Here is a 17,840-nt window from a genome sequence, read left to right on the forward strand (position 1 = left end):
CCGGATCCTGTCCCGGTACCACAGGGCGCTCTGCTCGGGGATGCGGCGCTGGGTGTCGCGCGGAAGGTCATATCGAGAACTCGCCCCTGTTCAGCACGCGCGGCCCGAAGTAGCTGGCCTGCACGCTCGCGTTGGTGTTGTAGGCCGGGTCGATCAGCCACTCCGCCCACACCATGAACCAGGTCCAGCGCGGCTGGGCGTCCAGCAGCGCGGGGCGCGGGGCGCGGCCGACCTCGGCCAGGGCGATCGGCTTGCCGCCCGCCACGCCGAGCATCGCCTGGTAGTCGGCGGCCGACGGCTCCATCTTGACCCAGACGTCGAGGGTGGCCACGTCGGCGTAGCCGGCGCCGGGCCAGTACTGGCCGATCGAGCCCATGTTCAGATCCTTGACGTTCCAGACCCAGACGAGGTTCGTCAGGCCCTGGGCCGTGAAGTAGTCGCGGGTGATCTGGTAGAGCCTGCGGCTGCCGTTCGCGCCGGGCCGCCCGCCCCACCAGGACCACCCGTCGTTCATCTCGTGGACGGGCCGCCACAACACGGGCACGCCCGCGTCCTGGAGCCGGCGCAGGTGGGGGACGGCCTCGGCCAGGCGGCTCTTGAAGGCGTTGTTGAGCGCGGTGCCGTCGGTGACGAGCTGGCTCCACTGGCCGTCGGACAGGTGGCTGAGCACGCCGCTGGAGTCCCAGCCGCAGGTGGGGCCGGTGGTGGGCGGGCACATGTGCCAGGTCAGGGCCACCACCGAGCCGCCCTGCCACTGGCGGATGGCCTCGCTGATCATGGTCGAGCGGGCGGCGACGTCGGCGGCGGAGAACAGGAAGTCGCCGCCCCACAGGCCGGGGGTCTGGCCGGTGATGCCCTGGGCGAGGCGGGTGTACTTGGTGGGGTCGCTGTTGGGCTCGCGGTTGTGCTGGCCGGACAGCGTGTACCGGCCGGAGATCCCGGCCAGGTAGGCGATCAGCGCGGAGCGGGAGGTGGCGGGGAAGGCGTGGGCGGGCGGGGCGAGGCCGGCGACGACGGCCAGGGCGAGCGCGAGGGCCCACCAGCGGGGGGTGCGCATGGGTTCGTCCTCTCTACGAGCCTGCGGGTCTGCGGTCTGCGGGCTGCGGGCTGCGGTCTGCGGTCTGCGGGCTGCGGGGCCTACGGCCCTACGGGCCTGGGTAGGCGGTGACCTGGTCGACGGTGAGCGTGCCGCTGCCCGGGCCGCCGCCGACGTAGATCGACAGTTGTTCGAAGCGGGTCAGGTCGAGCGGGCCCGCGCCGGCCCAGCCCGGATGGTCGAAGTCGGCGAAGGGGATGCGCACGGCGCCGCCGGGGACCGCGTCGAGGGTGTGCTCGAAGTAGACGCCGCCGGTGACGAACTGGACGGTGACCTTCGCGGCCGTGCCGGTCCGGTCGAGCCGCAGCTCCAGGCCCCGCATGCCCCACAGGTCCAGCGCGGCGGGGAAGGTGCGGGTCACGCCGGCGTAGCCGGCCGCGCCGAGCGTGTAGTCCAGCCGCATGGCCTGCCCGGGTTCGAGCCGGGGCACGATCTCGTCGCCGCTGGGGTTGCGCACGTAGGTCCCGGCGAGCTGAGCCGTGGAGGTGTACGACTCGAAGTCGTCCACGACGGCGGGCCCGGCCGGGAGGGGGCGGGTGGCGAAGCTCGCGACGGCGCCGGCGGTCCGGCCGGCCGCGTTGACGGCGGTGACCCGCCAGTAGTAGGTGGTGCCGGGGGCGAGCGGGCCGGACGGCGCGTGGCTCGTCCCGGTGATCGCGGTGGCCGACAACACGGGCTCGCTCAGGTCGGCGTGCTCGGAGACGGTGAGCGTGTAGTAGCCGGCGCCCGCGGCGGGGCTCCAGGTGAACGCGGGCGGGCCCAGCACGTCCCGGGCGCCGGGGGCGGGTGCGAGCGGGGCGGGCGCGGCCGGGGGCGCGGTGACCGGCGCGGGGTCGGCCGACCACAGGGTGGCGCGGGTCAGCCCCGTGCCGCCGCTCCACGACACCCGGACGTGGCCGGCGCCGCCGGTGTCGGCCGTGACCTGGCCGCCGTCGAGGTCGTGGCGCACGGTCCGCCAGGTCGAGCCGTCGGCGGAGACCTGCACCCGCACGCGGCGCCGGCCGGTCACGTCGAAACGCGCCAGGCGCAGGCCGGGGCGGCTCCACGACATCCACGCCTCCCCCTCGGCCAGGGCCGCCGACGGGGTGAGGACGACGTTCGCGTGGCCGTCGGCCAGGTCCGTCGTCTGCAGCGGGTCGGCGAGCACGGTCTGCGCGCGGGTGACGCGCACCGGCTCCGAGCTCTGCCCCCGGCGGCCGTGCCGGTCGACCGGGACGACCCGGTAGGTGACCTCGCCCGGCGGCTCGGGGTCGATCCACGGCGTCCGGTCGTCGGTGAGCAGGCCCTGGTGGGCGGGGTTCCAGCGGCCACGTTGCGAGCGCTCCACGATGTAGCCCACCGCGCCCGCCGCGCCGCGCCAGCGCAGCTCGTTGAGCCCGCCGCGCTTGTCCACCTGGGTGATCAGCGGCGGCCCGACCCGCGCCGGGCGCCCGCCGGACGGGGAGACCCGCTCGGCGAAGGCGAGCTGCGCCTCCACCAAGGCCCGCATCCGCTCGTCGTCGCCCGGGTAGTGCAGGGTGAAGCCGTCGTCGTGCTGGACGAAGCCGTTGCGGTCGCCGTGGCCGAACAACGACCACGACAGCATGCCGGTGACGTCGGGGTTCCCGGCCAGCGGGGTGAGCAGCTCGTGGGTGGCGGCGGTGGAGGCGTACTCGCCGGCGAGGTAGACCTTGCCCGCGCCGGTCACCGTGGCCGCGTCGGCGCTCACCCGCTCGGCGGTGGGCGGGTAGTAGTGCACGTCCACGATGTCCACGCCGGGCGCGGCGAGCGTGTCGGGGTCGATGTCGAAGCGGCGGCCGGCCGCGATGAGCTGGCGCGGCGCCCAGCGGCGGAACGCGGCGGCGTTGGCGTTGATCCAGTCGAGGGTCATGCCCTCCAGCTCGTTGCCGAACTCCCAGGCCATGATCGTGGGGTCGGCGTTGTAGGCCCGCCCGGTCAGCGGGTTGACCCGGTGCATGACGTGCTCGACGTACGCCTGGTAGTCGGCGATCACCCGCTCGTCGGTGGAGAAGGCCGCCGACGGCAGCCCGTACGGGTCGGTGAAGTCGCGGTGGCCCCCGTGGTAGTACGCCCACTCGTCGGTCAGCGGCAGGATCAGGCGGAGGCCGATCGACCCGGCGTAGGCGATCGCGTAGTCCACGGTGGCGAACGCCTCGTCGTTGAAGCCCTTCTCCTTGGAGGGCAGGATGGACAGCGCGTTGCCGGTGGAGACCAGCATGTGCGAGCGCACCACGGTCATGCCCATGGCCTTGGCCGTGTCGAGCGCGTCGCGGATGCGGAAGAAGGTCGGGTAGCCGACGCCGCCGACGTTCTCGTCGAGGCCGAGCCAGTAGATGTTGGTGCCGGCGAAGCGGAACGGCTTGCCGTCGAGGCTGAGCCGGGGGCCGGACCGGGTCACGTACCTGGTGTTCGGCGAGGATGACTCCGGCTGGGGCGAGGCGTGGGCCGGCGGGGTCAGGGAGAGCGTCAGGGCGAGCGCGGCGAGGCTGGCCCATCCGATGGATCGCATGCCGGCACCTTTCTCAGGGGGCGCGGAGAGGGCTGAACGGTTGCTTTACCGGATAAGTGACCCTGACCATAGAGCCGTGCGTCAACAGCGTCAACACCTCGGAACTCCCGCGTCAGCCCACGAACTGACCGGTTCAGTGCCCTCTCTCCCGGCCCGGGCCCGCTCCCTGGCCGGAGGACGGGCCGCCACCTGCGGGTTCAACCGTTTACTGAAACGGTCTAGACAGGTTTAGTAGCCATCATCTACCTTGATCGGACGCCAAAGGACATTTGCCCCATTGCCTGATCAAGGAGCACCGGTTGACCAAGCAGATCACGTCACTGGACGCGGGATGGACGCTCCGCCTGGCGGGCGTCCAGGCGCCCGGCGGCCTCGACCGGCTCCTGGACGAGCCCGTGCCCGCCCGGGTGCCCGGCTGCGTGCACGCCGACCTCCTGGCGGCCGGGCTGATCCCCGATCCCTACCGTGACCTCAACGAGCTGGAGGTGGCGTGGGCGGGCCGGGCCGACTGGCGCTACGACACCGCGCTGGCGCGGCCCCCGGCCGGCTTCGAGCGTACGGACCTGGTCTTCGACGGGCTCGACACCGTCGCCCGGGTGCTCCTGGACGGGCGGGAGCTGGGCCGCACCAGGAACATGCACCGCTCGTACCGGTTCGACGTGACCGGGCAGGTACGGGAGGGCTCGGCGCTGTCGGTCCGCTTCACCTCCGCCTACACCGAGGCCGAGGCGCTGAAGGAGCGCCTGGGCGAGCGGCCCAACGAGTACCCCGAGCCGTTCAACTACATCAGGAAGATGGCGGCGAGCTTCGGCTGGGACTGGGGGCCCACCCTCGTCACCGCCGGCATCTGGCGCCCGGTCCGGCTGGAGAGCTGGAGCACCGCCCGGCTGGCCACGGTCCGGCCGCTGGTCACCGTCGCCGGCGGGGACGGCAGGATCGAGGCGCACGTCGAGCTGGAGCGCACCCCGTCCGGCGCGGAGCGCGAGCTGACGCTGACCATCGAGACGGCCGGGCGCGCCGCCGCCCATGCCGTCCCCGCGGGGGCGGGCAGCGCGGTGGCGGTCCTGGAGGTGCCCCGGCCCGCCCTGTGGTGGCCGCGCGGCCACGGCGACCAGCCCTTGTACGACTGCGTCGTCGTCCTGTCCGACGCCGGGACCGGCCAGGTCCTGGACCGCTGGCAACGGCGCGTCGGCTTCCGCACGACAGAGCTGGACCGCTCGCCCGACGAGCACGGCACCGCCTTCACCCTGCGCGTCAACGGCCGGCCGGTCTTCGCCCGCGGCGTCAACTGGATCCCCGACGACGTCCTGCCCGCCCGCCTCACCCCGGAGCGCTACCGGCACCGGCTGCGCCAGGCCGCCGAGGCGGGCGTGGACCTGGTCCGCGTCTGGGGCGGCGGCATCTACGAGGACCACGCCTTCTACGACGCCTGCGACGAGCTCGGCCTCATGGTCTGGCAGGACTTCCTGTTCGCCTGCGCGGCCTACCCCGAGGAGCAGCCGCTGCGCGGCGAGATCGAGGCCGAGGCCCGCGAGAACGTCACCAGGCTCGCCCCGCACGCCAGCCTCGTGCTGTGGTGCGGCAACAACGAGAACCTGTGGGGCTTCCGCGACTGGAACTGGGAGCCGAGGCTGGCCGGCGAGAGCTGGGGCGAGGGTTACTACCTGGGGCTGCTGCCGCGCGTCGTGGCCGAGCTGGACCCCACCCGCCCCTACCAGGCCGGCAGCCCCTGGTCGGGCTCCTGGGACCACCACCCCAACGACCCGGCGCACGGCCCGTCGCACTTCTGGGAGGTGTGGAACCGCCGCGACTACACCGACTACCTCAACGACGTGCCGCGCTTCGCCGCCGAGTTCGGCTGGCAGGCGCCGCCCGCGTACGCGACCCTGCGCGAGTGGCTGGGCGACGACCCCCTCACCCCCTCCTCGCCCGGCATGCTCCACCACCAGAAGGCCGAGGACGGCAACGGCAAGCTCGACCGGGGCCTGGCCCGCCACTTCGCCGTCCCCGGCGACTTCGACCGCTGGCACTACCTCACCCAGGTCAACCAGGCGCGGGCGGTCGCGACCGGCGTCGCGCACTGGCGCTCCCACTGGCCGGTGTGCGCGGGGACCGTCGTCTGGCAGCTCAACGACTGCTGGCCGGTCACCTCGTGGGCGGCGATCGACGGGGCCGCCCGGCCCAAACCGCTCTACCACGAGCTGCGCCGCCTGTACGCCGACCGGCTGCTGACGTTCCAGAGCAGGGACGGCGCCCGCGTGCTCGCCGTGGACAACCAGTCCCCCGCGCCGTGGCGGGACGAGGCGCTGGTCCGCAGGGTCCACGCGGACGGGACGGTCCTGGCGGAGGAGCGGGTGCCGTTCGACGTGCCGCCGCGCTCGGTCGCGCTGCTGCCCCTGACGGTCGCCGAGTTCAAGGAGGCGGGCGAGGAGGTGCTGATCGCCGATGCGGGCGAGCTGCGCGACGTCGTCCTGGGCCGCCCGGACAAGGAGTTCGCCTATCCGCCCGCCGACTTCGACCTGCGCCTGGACGCCTCCGGCGGTACGCTCAAGGTTGTGATCACCGCGCGTTCCCTCGTCCGCGACCTGCTGCTGCAGGCCGACCGGCTCGGCCCCGCGGCCGCGGCCGACCGCGGGCTGGTCACGCTGCTGCCCGGGGAGAGCGTCACGATCACCGTGAGCGGCGCGCCGAGCGGTCCCGGCGCCGGCGAGGAGGCCGTCAGGGCCGCGCTGTTCTGCGTCAACGCGGCGGGAGGGTAGCCCGACCATGAGTGCTGCCGCCCGCGCGGGCGGGAAGGTGACCATCGCCGAGGTCGCCCAGCGGGCCGGGGTGTCCAAGGGCGCGGTGTCGCTGGCGATGAACGACAAGCCGGGCGTGTCCGCCGCCACCCGCGAGAAGGTCCTCAAGGCCGCCCGCGAGCTGGGCTGGCTGCCCAACCAGGCGGCCAGGTCCCTGTCGTCGGCCTCGACGCAGGTCAGCAACGTCGGGCTGGTCATCGCCAGGCCGGCCCGCATGCTCGGGCTGGAGCCGTTCTACATGGAGTTCGTCTCCGGCATCGAGAGCGTGCTGGCCGAGCGGTCGCACTCGCTGCTGCTCCGGCTGGTGCGTGACGTGCGGGAGGAGATCGACGTCCTGGACGGCTGGGGCCGCAGCAAGCAGATCAGCGGCTCCATCATGGTGGACTTCACGCTCGACGATCCCCGCGTGGCCGCGGTCGGAGCGCTCCACCTGCCGGTGATCGCCGTCGGGCACCCCGACCTGACCGGCGGGCTGCCGTCGGTGTGGACCGACGACGGCGCCGCGGTCACCGAGGCGGTGCGCTACCTGGCCGCGCTGGGCCACCGGCGCCTGGCGCGGGTGGGCGGCCCGGCCACGCTGGGGCACAGCGCCATCAGGAGCGAGGCGTTCGCCAAGGCGGTCGCCGACCTCAACCTCGAACCCGGCCGCATCCTGCCCACCGACTTCTCCGGCGAGCAGGGCGCCCGTGCCACCCGCGCGCTGCTCGCCTCCGCGCAGCGGCCCACGGCCATCCTGTACGACAACGACATCATGGCCGTGGCCGGCCTGTCGGTGGCCACGGAGATGGGCGTCTCGGTGCCCGCCGAGCTGTCGCTGCTGGCCTGGGACGACTCGCAGTTGTGCCGGCTCACCCACCCGCCGCTGTCGGCCATGAGCCACGACGTCTTCGCGTTCGGGGCCGAGGTCGCGCGCCGGCTGATGAGCCTCGTGGACGGCGGCGAGGCGGTGGCCGGCGCGGTGCCGACGCCCGTGCTCGTCCCGCGCGGCACCACCGCCAGGGCACGCTGAACCATCCGATCTCGGGTTCCCGCGCGGCCCTCGCGCGCCCTTTGTTGACTAAACCGCTCTAGTAATAGTTTTCGCAGCTAGAACGGCCTGGATTCGCCGTTCACCACCGAATCCCCGGTAACGGTTATGTATCTTCGGCACTTCGTCCCTTTTGCCACTAAACACGGCGTGCCACTGTTCACCGCAACCACGGTGCTTCCCCTAGGAGATGGTGTGAGATGCGCAGACTCGCGCTGACCGGTCTGGCCCTCGCGATGACCACGGCCCTGACCGCCTGCGGTGGCAGCGGGACGACCACGGCACCCGCCACGGCGGCGGCCGACCCGGCGAAGGTCTCCGGCGACATCACGGTGCTGACCAACCGCACCGACCTGGTGAACGACGGGACGATGAAGAAGTACGCCGACGAGTTCGCCAAGGTCTACCCGAACGTGCGGGTCACGTTCGAGGCCATCACCGACTACGAGGGCGAAGTCAAGATCCGCATGAACACCGAGAACTACGGTGACGTGCTGCTCATCCCCAACGCGATCGCCAAGGGCGACTACCCGAAGTTCTTCGCCCCGCTCGGCTCCACCGGCGAGCTGTCGCGCAAGTACCAGTTCATCGGCGCCGGCACGGTCAACGACCAGGTCTACGGCCTCGTCTCCTTCGCCGCGGCCAACGGTTTCGTCTACAACAAGGACCTGTGGGCCAAGGCCGGGGTGAGCGCATGGCCCAGGACGCCCGAGGAGTTCCTGTCCGGGCTCAAGGCCGTCAAGGACAAGACCGGCGCCACCCCGCTCTACACCAACTACAAGGACGGCTGGCCGCTCACCAACTGGACCAACGCCAACGGCTCGGTCACCTGCGACCCCAAGGCCGAGAGGGTGCTGGTCACCGAGGACCCCTGGGCCGCCGGCAAGGACCTGAACGTCATCGACTCCCTGCTCTTCAACGCCGTGCACCAGCAGCTCACCGAGAAGGACCCGGCCACGACCAACTGGGAGGACTCCAAGAAGTTCCTCGCCACCGGCAAGATCGGCGCCATGTGGCTCGGGTCGTGGGCGATCCCGCAGATGCGGGCCGCCGCCACCACGGCCGGCCGGAGCCCGGACTCCATCGCCTTCATGCCCTTCCCCTCGCAGGCCGGCGGCTCGTGGTGCTCGGTGCTCAACCCCGACTACCAGTACGCCGTCAACAACCACTCCAAGAACAAGCCGGCCGCCCGGGCCTGGCTCGACTGGTTCGTCGAGAAGTCCGGGTTCTCCGCCGCCAACCAGGGTGTCTCCAGCGTGAAGTCCGAGCCGCTGCCCTCGGCGCTCAAGCCGTACAGCGACGCGGGCGTCAAGCTCATCGAGCTGGAGACCGACCAGCGGGTCACGGTGGACAACATCGACAAGGAGGCCGAAGTCGGCCTCAAGTCCCCCGACTACCGGCAGAAGCTCATCGACGTCGCGCGCGGCGCCGCCAAGGGCGACCTGAACAGCGTGCTCGCCGACCTGTCCGCCCGGTGGAAGGCAGGACAGCAGGCCGCCGCCTGACACCCCCGTCCCCGGTGCCGGCGCGACGCGCCGGCGCCGGCTCCACCAACGGAAAGGCAGAGATGACACAGACCTCGTCATCCCTGAGGCGCGGCGGCGCGGGAGGCGCCCGGCCGCAGGACGCGGCGCGGCGCTCCCGGCGCAGGCCGCGCCGCCACTGGAGGCAGGGCCTGACCCCGTGGTTGTTCCTGCTCGTGCCGCTGGCCCTGCTGGTGACCTTCTCCTACGTGCCGATCGTCAACATGGTCGTGTACAGCTTCACCGACTGGGACGGCGTCAGCCCCGACTACACCTTCACCGGGCTGGCCAACTACGCCGACATCCTCACCCGCCCCGAGCTGTTCAAGGTCTTCGTCGCCAGCGCCTACTACCTCGGCGCGGCCGTCCTGCAGATCGTGCTGGCGCTGTACTTCGCCACCGTGCTCAGCTTCAACACCCGCTTCCGCAACCTGTTCAAGGGCATCCTGTTCTTCCCCTACCTGATCAACGGGGTGGCCATCGGCTTCGTCTTCCTCTACTTCTTCCAGGAGGGCGGCACCTTCGACACCGTGCTGCGGCTGTTCGGGATCGGCGGCGAGCACCTGTGGCTCGGCGATCCCGACCTGGTCAACTTCTCGCTGGCCGGCGTGTCGGTGTGGCGCTACATGGGGCTGAACTTCGTGCTCTTCCTCGGCGCCATCCAGTCGATCCCGCCCGAGCTGTACGAGGCCGCCCAGCTCGACGGGGCGAGCCGCTGGCAGCAGTTCCGCTTCATCATCGCGCCCAGCCTGCGGCCGATCATCGGGCTGACCGCGATCCTGGCGGTCTCCGGCAGCCTGTCGGTCTTCGAGATCCCGTACATCATGACCGGCGGCGCCGGCGCGAGCGAGACCTTCGTGATCCAGACCATCAAGCTCGCCTTCCGGTTCAACAAGACCGGGCTGGCCTCGGCCGCGGCGGTGGTCCTGCTCGTCATCATCCTGCTGGTGGCCTGGGTGCAGCGCCGGCTCGTCCCGGAAGAGAGGGTGACCCCGTCATGACGGCCGTCCGCGCCCGGGTGGCGAGCGCGCTCAAGTACCTGTCCCTGATCGCCGCCGCCGTGGTCGTCCTGCTGCCGCTCGGCGTGGTGGCGCTCACCTCGCTGAAGACCTCCGACGAGCTGGCCACCGGCAGCGGCCCGCTGACCCCGCCGCACAACTGGCTGAACCTCGCCAACTACGTCACCGCCTTCGACAAGGGCCGGATGGCCGAGGCCGCGCTCAACACCTTCGTCATCCTGGTGGTGTCGATCGTCGGGACCGTCTTCATCGGCTCGGCCGCCGCCTACGCCATCGACCGCTTCACCTTCCGGCTCAAGAAGCTCGTCGTCGCCCTGTTCCTGTTCGCCACGCTGGTGCCGAGCATCACCACGCAGGTGACGACCTTCCAGGTGGTGGACCAGCTCGGGCTGTTCAACACCCGGCTGGCCCCGATCATGCTCTACCTCGGCACCGACATCGTGGCGATCTACATCTTCCTGCAGTTCATCCGGAGCATCCCGATCTCGGTGGACGAGGCCGCCCGCCTGGACGGCGCCTCCGCGTTCGCCGTCTACTGGAAGATCATCCTGCCGCTGCTCAGGCCCGCGATCGCGACGGTCGTCATCGTCAAGGGCATCGCGGTCTACAACGACTTCTACATCCCCTTCCTCTACCTGCCCGACCAGGATCTCGGCACCATCTCCACGTCGTTGTTCCGCTTCAAGGGGCCCTTCGGCGCGCACTGGGAGAACATCTCGGCGGGCGCCATCCTGGTGATCATCCCGACCCTCGTCGTCTTCCTGCTGCTGCAACGTTTCATCTACAACGGCCTGACCCAGGGCTCGACGAAGTAGGCGAGGATCCACCCTGAGCGGCCTCGTGGCCGGCTTCCGCCTGCCGGGGCTGGGCGCGGTGGGCATCGGGCCGGCCGGCCCGCCCGACGTCCGGGCGGGCACGGTCTCCCCCGTCGACATCCCGGCGTGGCGGGGCTTCCCGCTGGTCCTCCCCGCGCTCACCACCCGGTGACCAGGTCCGCGGCCCTGCGGACGTCGTCGTCCAGCGGGCGGTCGGGGTCGACCGGCGGCACCACCTCGGCCAGGCCGTCGAGCAGCGCCCGGCAGGCCGGAGCCGTGGGGCGGCGCGCGCCGACGTGGGCGGCCTGCCGCAGGCCCACCGCCAGCGAGCCGCACAGCAGCCGCAGCAGGCCGGCCATGTCGTGGGCACGCAGCGCCGCCTGCGTGCCGAAGGGCACCACGTCCTGGTTGTGCAGGTTCGTCGGCAGGCTCTGCATGCCGGCCGGCACGGCGGCGTGGCGCAGCTCGGCGACGAACGCCGTGGTGGCGAGCTGCACCCCCTGCATCCCGTGCTGGCGCCCCGGCCCGGCGGCCAGCATCGGCGGCAGGCCGCCGTTGCGGGCCGGATCGACGAGCAGGTCGAGCTGCCGCTCGGCCAGGTTGCCGAGCTGCGCGGCGACCATCGCCAGGACGTCGGCGGCGAAGGCGGCCGGCTGCCCGAAGAAGTTGCCGCCGTGCACGACCAGGTCGTCGCCGGGGAAGAACAGCGGGTTGTCGCTGACGCCGGACAGGTCGGCCGCGACGACGCCGTCCACGTACCGCAGCGCGTCCTCGGCCGCGCCCAGCAGTTGCGGCGAGCAGCGCAGGCTGTACGGCTCCTGGAGCGCCCGCGTGCCCGACGGGCTGATCCCGGCCAGGGTCTCGCGCATGTCGCGGGCGACGTCCGCCGCGCCCGGATGGCCGTAGGCGTCGAGGAGGCGGGGGTCGAGGAAGCCGGGGTCGCAGCCGAGCAGGTCGGCCATCAGGCAGGTGAGCGCCCGTATCGCGCGGTGGCAGGAGCGTACGCCGTCCAGGGCCAGAGCGGTCGCGGCGGTGGTGAGCGAGGTGCCGTTGACCAGCGCGAGCGCGTCCCGCCCGTCCAGGACCAGCGGGCTCAGCCCGGACCGGCGCAGCGCCTCGGCCGCGGGCATCCGGCACCCGCCGGCGTACGCCTGCCCCCGGCCACGCAGTGCCTGGGCGGCGTAGGCGAGCGGAATCAGGTCGCCGCTGGCGCCGACCGAGCCGTAGCGCGGGATCGCCGGGACGAACGTCGTCGCGAACATCGCGGCCAGGCCGTCCACGACGTGCGCCGACACCCCGGACAGGCCCCGCGCGAGCGACCAGGCGCGCACCAGGATCGCGGCCCGGCCCACCTCGTGGGGCAGGTCCGGCCCCTGCCCGGCGCCGAGGTGGGCCAGGGTGTTGTCGCACTGGTCGGCCTGGTCCGCCCGGCCGGGGAAGCCGACCAGGGCGCCGAAGCCGGTGGTCGCGCCGTAGACCGGGCGCGCCTGCTCGCTCAGCACGTCGCGGAGGAAGCTCCGGCCGCGTTCGACACGGTCGCGGACCGGCGTGCCGACCAGGACGGGCACCGGCGTCGCGGCCCGGCGCAGGTCGGCGGGGCGCAGCGGCGCGCCGAGGTCGATGGGATCTGCGAAGGCGGACATGGCCGGACGATAAGGCGCGTTTTCTCAGAAATCTCTGAGAACTGCTCCCTAGCTTCGAGATCATGGCGCATGACTACCTGATCATCGGGGCCGGGCCGGCCGGGCTGCAGCTCGGCGCGTCGCTGCAACGCAGCGGTCATGACTATGTCGTCCTGGAACGCGGGACCGCTCCCGGAGCCTTCTTCACCCGGTTCCCCCGGCACCGCCGGCTGATCTCCATCAACAAGGTGCACACCGGCTACGAGGACCCGGAGCTGCGCCTGCGCATGGACTGGAACTCGCTGCTGAGCGACGATCCCGGCCTGCTGTTCACCCGCTTCAGCGAGCGGTACTTCCCGCACGCCGACGAGTTCGTCCGGTACCTGTCCGCCTTCGCGGCGGCGACCGGCGTCCAGGTGCGGTACGGCACCGACGTCGTCCGGATCGGCCGGGACGGCGACGGGTTCACCGTCACCGACCGCGACGGGCACTCCTGGCGGGGCCGGCGGCTGGTCATGGCCACCGGCGTCTCCCGCCTGTACGTCCCGCCGATCCCCGGCATCGAGACCGCCGAGCGCTACGACACCTTCGAGACCGACCCGGACTCCTTCACCGACCAGCGGGTGCTGGTGATCGGCAAGGGCAACTCCGGGTTCGAGACCGCCGAATCGCTCATGGAGAGGGCCGCGGTCATCCACGTCGCCGGGCCGCACTCCATCAGGATGGCCTGGCAGTCGCACTACGTCGGCCACCTGCGCGCGATCAACAACACCTTTCTCGACAGCTACCAGCTCAAGTCCCAGAACGCGGTCCTCGACGGCACCGTGGAGGGCATCGAGCGCCGCGAGGCGGGCGGCTACCGGGTGGTGTTCCGCTACGCCCGTACCGTGGAGGCGCTGCGCGAGCTGTTCTACGACCGGGTGATCGTGTGCACCGGCTTCCGGTTCGACGCCTCCGCTTTCGACGACGACTGCCGGCCCGCGCTGGTCATCGACGGCCGCTTCCCCGAGCAGACGCCGGCCTACGAGTCCGTCAACGTGCCCGACCTGTACTTCGCGGGCACCCTCACCCAGCAGCGCGACTTCAAGAAGTCCACCAACGGGTTCATCCACGGCTTCCGGTACAGCGTGCGCGCGCTCCACCGGATCCTGGCCGCCCGCCACCACGGCGAGCCCTGGCCCGCCGAGGAGATCGGGTCCGACCCCGAGGCGATCAGCGACGCCGTGGTCGGCCGGGTCAACCGCTCCTCGGCGCTGTGGCAGCAGTTCGGCGTGCTCGGCGACGTGGTCACCGTGACCGGTGGCACCGCGCTCTACCAGCCGGAGGTCCCGGTGGCCTATGTCGCCGGCGGCGGGCTCGGCCCGGCCCGCCACCGGTTCGTCGTCACCCTGGAGTACGGGGAGGGGCACGACAGCGTCGATCCGTTCGACATCTCGGTCCCGCGGGTCGCGGAGAACGACGCCGAGCACGCCTACGACGCGAGCTACCTGCACCCGGTGGTGCGCTACTACCGCGACGGCGCGCCCGCCGGCGTCCACCACCTGGCGGAGAACCTGGAGAACGAGTGGGACCTGCCGGCGGTGCACCGGCGTCCGCTGGCCGTCTTCGCCAAGGAATGCCTCGCCGATGCCGGGTGACGGCGGTCCGTACCCGCGCGCCGTCCTGGACCTGCTGGCCGCGGCCGGGGAGCGTCCCGTGTTCGAGCACGGGACGCGCGCGGTCACCGGGGCGGGGATGCTCGGCCTCGTCCGGCGGCTCGCGGCCGGGCTGCGCGCGGCGGGCGTCGGCCCCGGGGACGGCCTCGCCCTGATGCTCGGCGTCACCCCCGAGGCGTTCGCCGCGACGGTCGCCGGTTACGTCGTCGGAGCCCGGGTCGCCGGCGTACGTCCCGGGCTGCCCCGCGACCAGCTACGCCACGTGCTGGCCCAGGACCTCGCCGCGATCGTGACCGACTCGACCGACTCGACCGACTCGACCGCCCCGCCCGGGCCCGCTCCTGGGCCCGCTCCTGGGCCCGCTCCTGGGCCCGCGCCGCGGGTGCTGACCGTCGCGGAGTTGCTGGCCGCGCCCGACGACGGCGGCCCGCTGCCGCTGTCCGGCCGGCCGCACGACGTGGCCCGGCTCGTGTACACCAGCGGCAGCACCGGCCTGCCCAAAGCCTGCGCCCAGACCTACGCCGCCCTGGACGCGGCGTGGACGGCCCGCCCGCGGGCGTGGCCGCCGGCGATCAGGGAGCTGGCCTCCCGGCTGGAGCGCTACCTCGTGTTCGGCTCGCTGGGCAGCCAGGTGATGATGGAGTACGGCGTCCTCACGCTCGCCGCGGGCGGCACCATGGTCGTCGCCGACCCGCCGGAGTTCCCCGGCGCGATCGTCCGGCACCGGGCGTCGGCCTCCGTCATCACCGTGCCGCGCCTGTACCGGCTGGTGGCCGGCCAGCGGCGCGCCCCGGCCGACCTGGGCTGCCTGCGGGCGCTCATGGTGTCCGGTTCGCCGGTGGCGGCGTCCCGGCTGCGCGAGGCGCTCGACGTGCTCGGCCCGGTCGTCTTCCACGGCTACGGGCAGAGCGAGACCGGCACGATCTCCATGGCCACGCCGTGGGACGTGCCCGGCTCGGTCGGCTTCCCGCCCGACGTCATCGACGTCGAGATCCGGGACGCGGCCGGCCGGCCGGTCCCGGCCGGCACCGACGGCGAGGTGTACGTCCGCACCCCGGCGCAGGCCGCCGGGTACTGGGCCGACCCCGCCGCGAGCGCGGAGGTGTTCACGGGCGGGTGGGTACGCACCAGGGACCTGGGCCACCTCGACGGCGACGGGCGCCTGTACCTGTCCGGGCGCACGCGGGACGTCGTCATCGTCAACGCGAACCTCCACTACACCGGGCCGATCGAGCGGGTGCTGGCCTCCTCCCCCGACGTCGCGGAGGCGTACGTGGTGGCCGCCCCGGACGAGGACACCGGCGAGGCGGCGCACGCGTTCGTGGTGCCACCGGCCGGCCGTACCCCCGACCCGGACGCGCTGCGCGCCCTGGTGAGGGATCGGCTCGGCACCGCCTGCGTGCCGGCGACCGTCACCGTCATCGACGAGGTCCCGTCGGCACCGAACGGCAAACCCGACAAACGCCTCCTGCTCCCGGCGACGGCCCGTGCCGCCGGCGTTCACGCGAGCGGAAGGACGAAGGAAGGGTCATAGCGCTCGTCGCGCGAACCAGCAGTGCCCGCTGCCCGTGGCGGGCGGTCAGCTTCCCGGGGGGAGGGGGCCGAGGTCGCGGACGACTTCGGCCAGGGCCCGGATGGGCTCGCTCTCCTTCTCGCCGCGCCACACCAGCGCGTACGCCAGCGGCTCCAGGTCGGTGACCGGCAGGTAGGCGATGTCCGGCCGGACCCAGTAGCGGCTCATGTGGGCGGGGAAGAGCACGACCATCCCGTCCATGCTGGCGAACGTCATGGCCTCCTCGGCATCCCGCACCACGGGGCCGCGCTCGATCGGGCGGCCGCGGCGGGTGAGGCGCGGGGCGTAGGTGTCGTACCAGTAGCCGGGCCCGGTGTCGGCGTGCGGGTGCCGGAAGTCGGCGATCGTCTCCAGCGAGACCGACGGGCGCGGCGCGAGCTCGTGGTCGGCGGAGACGGCCAGCACCCGGGGCTCGGCGAACAGGACCGGCCCCACGGTGAGGTCGGGCTCCTCGACGGGCAGCCAGCAGACCAGGATGTCCATGTCCCCGCGGCGCAGCGCGTCGAAGGCGTCGCCGAAGCGGGTGCGCTGGATGCTCAGCCGCCACTGCGGGTGCCGGAGGCGGAAGACGTCCCAGTAAGGGCGCAGCTCGTAGGCGTTGGCGGGCAGCATGCCGACGCGCAGCGTGCCGGTGATGCCCTGGCCGGCCAGCCGGGCGCGCCGCACGCTGTCCTTCAGCCCGGCGTAGAGCGGCTGGAGGTCCTCGCGGAGCTGCCGGCCGACCGGCGTCAGCCGTACCGCGCGGTTGCTGCGCTCGAACAGCAGGGCGCCGATCTGCCGCTCCTGCTTCTGGATGGCCTGGGTGACGCGGGCGGGCGAGACGCACAGCCGGGCGGCGGTGCGGCCGAAGTGCAGCTCCTCGGCCAGGGTCAGGAAGATCTCGATGTCACGCAGCTCCACGCCCGGCCTGCTCCGTTTGCTCCAGATGAATGTGATCTTGAGGCATTTGTCGTTGTTCCGGGGCTCACCGTACTCGATGCTCGACGCGTACGAACCTCCGGTCGATTGAGCAGGTTGATGGACGTCCTGATCTCCGGCGCCGGCGTCGCCGGGCCCGCCCTGGCGTACTGGCTGCGCCACCACGGCTTCACCCCCACCGTGATCGAGCGCGCTCCCCGGGCGCGCGGCGGCGGGTACGCGGTGGACCTGCGCGGCGAGGCGCTGGACGTGCTGGACCGCATGGCCCTGCTGGACCGGGTCGAAGCGGTCAAGACACCCACGCGCGGCATGGCGATGGTGGACCGCGACGGCGACGCGTACGCCTTCCTCCCCGTGGCGGGCGATCCGCGGATCCTCCGGGACGACCTGTCGGGCCTGCTGCACGAGGCCACCCGCCACGAGGTGGAGTACGTCTTCGGCGACTCGATCACCGGCCTGGAACAGGACGCCGGCGGCGTGCGGGCCACCTTCGAGCGCGGCCGGCCGCGCCGCTTCGACCTGGTGGCCGGCGCCGACGGGCTGCACTCGCGCACCCGCCGGCTGGCCTTCGGCCCGGAGCGGCGGTTCGCCCGGCACCTGGGCATCCACACGGCGGTCTTCGGCCTGCCCGACCACCTCGGCCTGCGCGAGACCGGGCTGCTCTACAGCGCGCCCGGCCGGGCGGCGGGCGTCCTCGGCGTCCCCGGCGCCGGGGCGCGGGCGGCGCTGCACTTCGCCTCCGGGCCGCTGGGCCGCGACCGCGGCGACCCCGGGTGGCACAAGCGCGTCGTGGCCGAGCGGTTCGCCGGCGAGGGCTGGCAGATCCCGCGCCTGCTGGCGGAGATGGACAGGGCGGAGGACTTCTTCTTCGACGCCAACGCCCAGATCGAGATGGACCGCTGGTCCGCGGGCCGGGTGGTGCTGCTCGGGGACGCCGGCCACTGCGCGGCGCCGGCCTCGGGCCACGGGCCCTCGCAGGCGCTGATCGGCGCCTACGTCCTGGCCGGCGAGCTGGCCGCCGCCGGCGGCGACCACGCGGTGGCGTTCGCCGCCTACGAGCGGGAGATGCGCGGCTTCGTCGCCGAGCACCAGCAGGCGGGCCGGGAGGGCGCCGACCGGTTCTTCCTGGGCGCGCTCATCCAGCAGGAACCCGGCCCGATCACAGCCGGCCCGATCACAGCCGGCATGGCGCAGCCGCCTCGCACGCGGCTCGTCAGGCTGAAGGACTACGCCCCCGGCCTCACCACGAAACCACGTTGACCCCGCCGCCGCGCGGCGGCGGCCG

The 17,840-nt window shown here is 72.8% G+C and carries 13 protein-coding genes; 9 read left to right on the forward strand and 4 right to left on the reverse strand.

Going from position 1 to position 17,840, the window contains the following annotated elements:
- Positions 1-67: 67 nt before the first annotated feature.
- Positions 68-1,057, reverse strand: a complete 990-nt coding sequence (locus tag AB0H75_RS27990; RefSeq protein ID WP_367801119.1) for a glycosyl hydrolase — start codon at positions 1,055-1,057, stop codon at positions 68-70.
- Positions 1,058-1,145: 88 nt separating this feature from the next.
- Positions 1,146-3,605 carry a cellulase family glycosylhydrolase gene (locus AB0H75_RS27995; RefSeq protein WP_367801121.1) on the reverse strand — a complete coding sequence of 820 codons (2,460 nt, stop codon included), beginning with the start codon at positions 3,603-3,605 and terminating at the stop codon, positions 1,146-1,148.
- A 299-nt stretch (positions 3,606-3,904) separates the two neighbouring features.
- Between AB0H75_RS27995 and AB0H75_RS28000 the strand changes: the two genes are divergently transcribed.
- The 6 genes from AB0H75_RS28000 to AB0H75_RS28025 all read left to right on the forward strand — a co-directional run bounded on the left by AB0H75_RS28000 (position 3,905) and on the right by AB0H75_RS28025 (position 10,959).
- Entirely contained in the window at positions 3,905-6,364 is a 2,460-nt protein-coding gene (locus AB0H75_RS28000) for a glycoside hydrolase family 2 protein (RefSeq protein ID WP_367801123.1), read from the forward strand.
- Positions 6,365-6,371: 7 nt separating this feature from the next.
- Entirely contained in the window at positions 6,372-7,412 is a 1,041-nt protein-coding gene (locus AB0H75_RS28005; RefSeq protein WP_367801125.1) for a LacI family DNA-binding transcriptional regulator, read from the forward strand.
- Positions 7,413-7,630: 218 nt separating this feature from the next.
- A complete protein-coding gene (locus AB0H75_RS28010; protein WP_367801127.1) occupies positions 7,631-8,935 on the forward strand; it encodes an ABC transporter substrate-binding protein in 1,305 nt (434 codons plus the stop codon).
- Between the two features lie 62 nt (positions 8,936-8,997).
- Complete coding sequence (locus AB0H75_RS28015) at positions 8,998-9,954, forward strand: carbohydrate ABC transporter permease (RefSeq protein ID WP_367801129.1); 957 nt, start codon at positions 8,998-9,000, stop codon at positions 9,952-9,954.
- The gene (locus tag AB0H75_RS28020) at positions 9,951-10,787 is read left to right on the forward strand and encodes a carbohydrate ABC transporter permease (RefSeq protein ID WP_367801131.1); all 837 of its coding nucleotides are present in this window, start codon (positions 9,951-9,953) and stop codon (positions 10,785-10,787) included. Before AB0H75_RS28015 ends, AB0H75_RS28020 begins: the two co-directional genes overlap by 4 nt.
- 25 nt (positions 10,788-10,812) lie before the next feature.
- On the forward strand, positions 10,813-10,959 hold the full coding sequence (locus AB0H75_RS28025) for a hypothetical protein (protein WP_367801133.1): 147 nt from the start codon (positions 10,813-10,815) through the stop codon (positions 10,957-10,959).
- Here the strand turns inward: AB0H75_RS28025 and hutH are convergent.
- Entirely contained in the window at positions 10,946-12,430 is a 1,485-nt protein-coding gene (gene hutH / locus AB0H75_RS28030; protein ID WP_367801135.1) for a histidine ammonia-lyase, read from the reverse strand. The genes AB0H75_RS28025 and hutH overlap by 14 nt on opposite strands.
- Positions 12,431-12,492: 62 nt before the next feature.
- Between hutH and AB0H75_RS28035 the strand changes: the two genes are divergently transcribed.
- On the forward strand, positions 12,493-14,046 hold the full coding sequence (locus AB0H75_RS28035) for an NAD(P)-binding domain-containing protein (RefSeq protein ID WP_367801137.1): 1,554 nt from the start codon (positions 12,493-12,495) through the stop codon (positions 14,044-14,046).
- A complete protein-coding gene (locus AB0H75_RS28040) occupies positions 14,036-15,598 on the forward strand; it encodes a class I adenylate-forming enzyme family protein (protein ID WP_367801139.1) in 1,563 nt (520 codons plus the stop codon). The genes AB0H75_RS28035 and AB0H75_RS28040 overlap by 11 nt, the downstream gene beginning before the upstream one ends.
- Positions 15,599-15,643: 45 nt before the next feature.
- Here the strand turns inward: AB0H75_RS28040 and AB0H75_RS28045 are convergent, their stop codons facing one another.
- The gene (locus AB0H75_RS28045) at positions 15,644-16,537 is read right to left on the reverse strand and encodes a LysR family transcriptional regulator (RefSeq protein ID WP_367801141.1); all 894 of its coding nucleotides are present in this window, start codon (positions 16,535-16,537) and stop codon (positions 15,644-15,646) included.
- A 117-nt stretch (positions 16,538-16,654) separates the two neighbouring features.
- On the opposite strand from AB0H75_RS28045, the gene AB0H75_RS28050 reads away from it, so the two are divergent.
- The gene (locus tag AB0H75_RS28050; protein WP_367801143.1) at positions 16,655-17,815 is read left to right on the forward strand and encodes an FAD-dependent monooxygenase; all 1,161 of its coding nucleotides are present in this window, start codon (positions 16,655-16,657) and stop codon (positions 17,813-17,815) included.
- Positions 17,816-17,840: the final 25 nt, after the last annotated feature.

Origin of the sequence: Nonomuraea sp. NPDC050783 (assembly GCF_040802095.1) — a bacterium.
GTDB lineage: Bacteria > Actinomycetota > Actinomycetes > Streptosporangiales > Streptosporangiaceae > Nonomuraea.

What these genes read in the sequence shown, in the direction of transcription:
- AB0H75_RS28015 (WP_367801129.1), top strand. Translation starts at nt 8,998, where the DNA reads ATGACACAGACCTCGTCATCCCTGAGGCGCGGCGGCGCGGGAGGCGCC.
- AB0H75_RS28035 (WP_367801137.1), top strand. Translation starts at nt 12,493, where the DNA reads ATGGCGCATGACTACCTGATCATCGGGGCCGGGCCGGCCGGGCTGCAG.
- AB0H75_RS28040 (WP_367801139.1), top strand. Translation starts at nt 14,036, where the DNA reads ATGCCGGGTGACGGCGGTCCGTACCCGCGCGCCGTCCTGGACCTGCTG.
- AB0H75_RS27995 (WP_367801121.1), bottom strand. Translation starts at nt 3,605, where the DNA reads ATGCGATCCATCGGATGGGCCAGCCTCGCCGCGCTCGCCCTGACGCTC.
- hutH (WP_367801135.1), bottom strand. Translation starts at nt 12,430, where the DNA reads ATGTCCGCCTTCGCAGATCCCATCGACCTCGGCGCGCCGCTGCGCCCC.
- AB0H75_RS28050 (WP_367801143.1), top strand. Translation starts at nt 16,655, where the DNA reads ATGGACGTCCTGATCTCCGGCGCCGGCGTCGCCGGGCCCGCCCTGGCG.
- AB0H75_RS28020 (WP_367801131.1), top strand. Translation starts at nt 9,951, where the DNA reads ATGACGGCCGTCCGCGCCCGGGTGGCGAGCGCGCTCAAGTACCTGTCC.
- AB0H75_RS28005 (WP_367801125.1), top strand. Translation starts at nt 6,372, where the DNA reads ATGAGTGCTGCCGCCCGCGCGGGCGGGAAGGTGACCATCGCCGAGGTC.
- AB0H75_RS28010 (WP_367801127.1), top strand. Translation starts at nt 7,631, where the DNA reads ATGCGCAGACTCGCGCTGACCGGTCTGGCCCTCGCGATGACCACGGCC.
- AB0H75_RS27990 (WP_367801119.1), bottom strand. Translation starts at nt 1,057, where the DNA reads ATGCGCACCCCCCGCTGGTGGGCCCTCGCGCTCGCCCTGGCCGTCGTC.